The organism is uncultured Campylobacter sp., assembly GCF_963517995.1.
Taxonomy (GTDB): domain Bacteria; phylum Campylobacterota; class Campylobacteria; order Campylobacterales; family Campylobacteraceae; genus Campylobacter_A.
Map to the genome: position 1 here is coordinate 1 of NZ_CAUQHQ010000174.1, position 3,902 is coordinate 3,902.

At 45.6% G+C, this 3,902-nt stretch carries 4 protein-coding genes and 1 pseudogene; 3 read left to right on the forward strand and 2 right to left on the reverse strand.

What is annotated here, in order from left to right; translation table 11 throughout:
• Window positions 1–5: 5 nt before the first annotated feature.
• From tsaE to RYL88_RS11995, 3 genes are read left to right on the forward strand one after another with little or no spacing between them, the layout of a single operon-like run.
• Complete coding sequence (gene tsaE / locus RYL88_RS11985; protein ID WP_314991588.1) at window positions 6–407, forward strand: tRNA (adenosine(37)-N6)-threonylcarbamoyltransferase complex ATPase subunit type 1 TsaE; 402 nt, start codon at window positions 6–8, stop codon at window positions 405–407.
• Complete coding sequence (lptB, locus tag RYL88_RS11990; RefSeq protein WP_314991583.1) at window positions 400–1,128, forward strand: LPS export ABC transporter ATP-binding protein; 729 nt, start codon at window positions 400–402, stop codon at window positions 1,126–1,128. Before tsaE ends, lptB begins: the two co-directional genes overlap by 8 nt.
• On the forward strand, window positions 1,128–2,390 hold the full coding sequence (locus RYL88_RS11995) for an RNA polymerase factor sigma-54 (protein WP_122863013.1): 1,263 nt from the start codon (window positions 1,128–1,130) through the stop codon (window positions 2,388–2,390). The genes lptB and RYL88_RS11995 overlap by 1 nt, the downstream gene beginning before the upstream one ends.
• 523 nt (window positions 2,391–2,913) lie before the next feature.
• Here RYL88_RS11995 and RYL88_RS12000 read toward each other — a convergent pair.
• Complete coding sequence (locus RYL88_RS12000; RefSeq protein WP_314991586.1) at window positions 2,914–3,732, reverse strand: adenylosuccinate lyase; 819 nt, start codon at window positions 3,730–3,732, stop codon at window positions 2,914–2,916.
• 35 nt (window positions 3,733–3,767) lie between these two features.
• A pseudogene (locus tag RYL88_RS12005) lies at window positions 3,768–3,902 on the reverse strand (arginyltransferase); the annotation flags it as partial.

A 3,902-nucleotide genomic window follows, 5' to 3' on the forward strand; every position in this document is an offset into this window, starting at 1 on the left:
GAGCTATGATAGAGCTAAATTTGGGACTAGACGAGCTTGATGAAGTGGTAAAAATTTTACCCCAAAGAGGCGTCGTTATCTTGCAGGGAAATTTAGCTAGCGGTAAAACGACGCTGGTTAAAGCTATCGTAAAGGCTCGCGGCATCGATGCAGAGGTTACTTCGCCGACGTTTTCGGTCATGCAAAGCTATGGAGATAAAATTTATCACTACGATATCTATCAAAACGGACTTGACGCGATTTTACAAAACGGGCTTTTTGAAAATTTGCTAGAAGAGGGGCTTCATCTAGTAGAGTGGGGCGACGAGCGACTGGAAAAGGCGCTAGAAAATTTGGGCGAAAAATGCGTCAAGGTAGTCATCTCGCCTAGCCAAAAAGGGCGAAAATACGAGGTTTACGGTGCATAAATTAGAAGTTAAAGATTTACAAAAAACGATCAAGAAAACAAACATCATAAAAGGCATCTCGCTAGAGGTCAAAAGCGGGGAGATAGTAGGGCTGCTGGGCCCAAACGGCGCGGGTAAAACGACGACGTTTTATATGATCTGCGGGCTCATCTCGCCCTCTAGCGGCAGCGTATTTTTAGACGGCACAGACGTGACGAAGGTGCCTCTGCACAAGCGCGCGCATATGGGGATCGGCTATCTGCCGCAAGAATCAAGTATATTTAAAGACCTCTCCGTCGAGGAAAATTTACTGCTCGGCGCCGAGATATTATATAAAGACGAGGCCGTCCGCGAGAAAAAAGTAAATGAAATGCTAAATTTGCTAAATATTGAGCCGATACGCCTGCGAAAGGGCGTGAGCCTAAGCGGCGGCGAGCGCAGGCGCTGCGAGATCGCTAGAAGCCTCATCATCACGCCTAAATTTTTGCTACTGGATGAGCCCTTTGCCGGCGTCGATCCGATCGCCGTTAGCGACATACAAAGCATCGTTCGCGATCTAAAAAAGCTTGGCATAGGCGTGCTCATCACCGACCACAACGTCCGCGAGACGCTAGCCATCTGCGACCGCGCCTACGTGATCAAGGACGGTAGCCTGCTAGCTAGCGGCAGTGCGAACGAAGTCGCGAACAACAAACTCGTGCGCACCCACTATCTGGGCGAAGAGTTTAAATTTGCAGAATAATGCTAAAGCAAACTCAAGCTCCCAAAAATAAGCTCTCGCACACGTTGCGTTCGTGGCTGCCGATACTAAGCAGCAGCGTCGAGGAGCTAAAGGAGACGCTTGAGCCGTTTTTAGCGGATAATCCGTTTGCAAGCGTGCAGCAACGAAATTTGAGCGAGCTACCGAGCGCTGCACCGTCTAAAAAAGATAAAAATTTCTTCAAAGAAATATCAAAAAACAGCGTAACCGATAGTATCGAAAGCTTTAGCGTGGCTAAAACAGGGCTTTACGACAAGCTAATCGAGCAGATAGATAAGCCTCTTTTTCCGACCGAAAAGTCCCAAAAAATCGCGATGAAAATCATCGAATGCATAAACGAGGAGGGCTACTACGAGCCTGAAACGTTTGACGAATTTAGCGAGGCGGAGATCGAGTCGGTGCGAAAGCGGTTTGCCTACCTAGAGCCCGCCGGCATCGGCGCAAAGGACTACAAAGAGAGCTTTTTGTTTCAGCTTGAGGAGCTAAATTTGGACGAGAAGCTCTTTGAAAGTGCCAAAAAGCTTGCGTTAAATTTCGAAAACCTCTCCCAAATGCGTAAAATCCCGCTCTACAACGAAGCTCTCGCCGTCATAAAGAGGCTAAAAAATCCGCCCGCGATCGAGTATATGAGCGAGGCTGCGGCGATCATCCCCGACATCGTCATAGACACTAGCTCAGGCGGTATCGAGGTGCGCATCAACGACGACTTTTACCCCGAGATCGTCATCGATGTCGAGGGGCTGGACGAAAAGGAGAGCTTCGTCGCCTCGCGCGTAAAAGAGGCAAAGGACCTCATAGACGCGCTTGATATGCGAAAAGCCACGCTGCGTAAGATCGCCCTCATGCTAGTGGAGTATCAGTATGATTATTTTTTCGGCGGTGACATCAAGCCTATGCGCCTAAAAGATATCGCCGAGGATCTGGGGCGAAACCCGTCGACCATCTCGCGCGGCATCTCAAACAAATACCTCGAGTGCTCGCGCGGGCTCGTACCTATAAAGAGCTTTTTTTCCGCTGCGATCGATGAGGACGTCTCAAACAAGGCCATCAAGGACTTCGTAGCAAATTTGGTTCGCAACGAAAACCCCGCCAAGCCGCTTAGCGATCTAAAAATTTTGGAGTTTATAAAGAAGGAATTTAATGTCGAGGTCGTCCGCCGCACGATAACCAAATACCGCCTCGCTCTAAATATCGGCAGCTCCAGCGAGCGCAAAAAGACCTATCTGCTGCAATCGGGTAAGTAAAATTTGACGCTTGGAGCGGGGCAAATTTGCCGAGCACGCCGCAAATTTAAGCTTAAATTTAAAATTTAAGCGGAGTTTTGGCGAGGCTCGCATCGTATTTCTCTTGATTTTTAAGTCTCGAAAATTTAAAATATCCATATGAAGCGCATATTTTTTATTCTTTTTGTCCTATTTTTAGGCATTGCGAGTACTTATTTGATTGAGGGCATCGCTCCTGGCACGGACAACATCATGGGTGGTTTATTTTTCGGTTTGATTTTGGCTATACCGTTTTTTTGGTTGTTTCGCTGTTTAGGGCTTATTCCTTGCGATCAAAATATTAAAATAACGCCTATAGATATATTTTTCGACGATAGCAACGGCGATAGTTACTTTTACGTTTTTAATCTTACTATTTCTTTGATTTTGATGTTGTTTATGGGCCCTTACGCGTTAATTATGGCTATAGTTTGCGTGATTTTTCAGGGCACTATTAAACGGTTACTAAATTATATTTTTTATGCTAAAGTCTAAAATTTAAATCTTATTCCGCCGCCCCCGCTTCAAGCTCCTTAAAATAAGGCTTCAAGCTCTCATAGGCATTTTGGATACGCTGAAACTGCGTTTTGCACTCGTCCAAAAGCTCGGGGCTAAGCGCAGCGTGAAAGTCGGGGTGATAGGCTTTAACTAGCTCCAGATAGCTGTTTCGCACCTCTTCAAAGCTATCGTTTTTATCGCATCCAAGCACTGCGAAATGATCCTCGAAAAGGCTAGCAAGTGCTGCAAATTTGGCCTCGTTTTTCTTGGCGCAGATTTTGATCTGTTTTTTAAATTTTTCAAATTCCTCTTCGTTATAGTTAAAGATGATCGAAAATTTCATATATTCGCTTTTGTTAAACAGCTCCTCTAGGCGTGCGCATTCGCCCAAATTTGCGATATTTAGGGCGATTTGACCCTCGGCGGATAAAATTTGCTTTGACTCAAAGCCTCTAATTATGTGCGAGATGAAGGCTTCATTTGAGCGATCGAAGCTAAATATCGCGCCGCCCCGTACGAAGGCGACATCAACAAAAACCATGGCTTTTAGCGAGTTTGGTTGGATGTAGTGGAGTTTGATGGTTTTATACTCGGCGAAGTTTAAATTTACGTTTTTTAGCTCGTATCTTTGGCAGAGTTTTTTTAGAAATTTGACGAAATATTTGCGCTGAACCTTCTCGTTTTCGTCGTAAAACGACATCACTTTGCCTTTTTGCCCCAGCGTCTTGGCGAAGTTTCGCTTTATGAGCGCTTGCAGCTCGAAAAACAGATCCGCGTCTGATGTTTCTATGCTTAGAGATTCTAGATTTTGACTTACTTTTATCAAATTTTGCCTTTATAAAACGCATTTGAAAGCATTTTTTATTCCGCTTTTTCCCACACGGGCGTTTCGTCTAGCGGGACGTATTCGCACAGGCGCTCGTATGGCTTGTAGTCAGCCTTGTAGGCTAGGCTAGGGCAGTTTTTGACATAGTAGCCTAGATATATCCAGCGCAA